We start from the raw sequence: 1,222 nt of genomic DNA, 5'->3' as shown, positions 1-1,222 counted from the left end.
TCAACAGTCGTGAAATACCAACCAAAAGTTGGAGACGAAACGAAAGGATCACCAATTGATATTGAGGTTCCAACAGGAACGCATCACCAAGGCGACCCAATCACGTATACACCAAGAGAAATTACAGTTGGAGATAAAGTGTACGTACCATCTGAAGAAGGTAGCAAGACAGTTACATTAAAAGATGTACCACAAACAGTGGAAGTAGCCTATAAAGAAAAAGATGCTTCAACAGTCGTGAAATACCAACCAAAAGTTGGAGACGAAACGAAAGGATCACCAATTGATATTGAGGTTCCAACAGGAACGCATCACCAAGGCGACCCAATCACGTATACACCAAGAGAAATTACAGTTGGAGATAAAGTGTACGTACCATCTGAAGAAGGTAGCAAGACAGTTACATTAAAAGATGTACCACAAACAGTGGAAGTAGAATATGTTGAAAAACCAGCTACAGCAACTCCAACATTTACGGTAGGAACACAAAATCCACAATCAGGAAATATTGAAGTAACAGTTGATGGGGTTCCTGAAGGAACTAAAGTTAAATTACCTGGTATTGCTAGCGAAAAAGTTGTAACTGGAGGAAAAGTAGAATTAACTAATAACGAGTTACCTGAAAATCCAACAACAGGAAAAGGAATTGCCCAAGAAGACGGTAAACTTCCAAAAGAAGGAACAACTGATATTACAATTCCAGGTAAACTAACTAGCGCTAAAGGTGAGCCAGCAAGAGAGTTTGAAGTAGAAATTCCACTACCGATTGTAGTTCCAGATCCAGAGCATTTAACACCAGAAGAAAAAACAGAATTAGAGAAAAAAGTTAAAAAATCTAATCCAAATATGGATGTTAAAGTCGATGATAAAGGAAATGTTACTATAACAGATCCGAAAACAGGTCAATCTAAAGTAATTCCAGTTAAAGATTTAACTGTTAAAGACTTCGAGCCAGTGAAACCAACGGACAAAGTTCCAGTCAAAGACAAAGCCCACTTAACTCCAGAAGAGAAAAAACAAGTGGCAGATAAAGTCAAAGACAAGAACCCAGGTAAGGAAGTAACAGTAGGAGACGACGGCACTGCGACAGTGACAGATCCAACAACAGGAATCAGTCATACAATTCCAGGAACAGACTTAGTGAGCCAAGACTTCGAACCAGTGAAACCAACTGAAAAAGTTCCAGTTAAAGACAAAGCCCACTTAACTCCAGAAGAGAAGA

At 39.0% G+C, this 1,222-nt stretch carries 1 pseudogene; it reads left to right on the top strand.

Annotated features, from left to right (window positions below):
- Positions 1-1,222, top strand: a pseudogene (locus tag QZ114_RS07660) (hypothetical protein); the annotation flags it as partial.

The organism is uncultured Streptococcus sp., from assembly GCF_901875575.1.
Lineage (GTDB): Bacteria > Bacillota > Bacilli > Lactobacillales > Streptococcaceae > Streptococcus.
The sequence above is the reverse complement of the archived record's forward strand: the minus strand, read 5'-3'. Positions and strand labels throughout refer to the sequence as shown.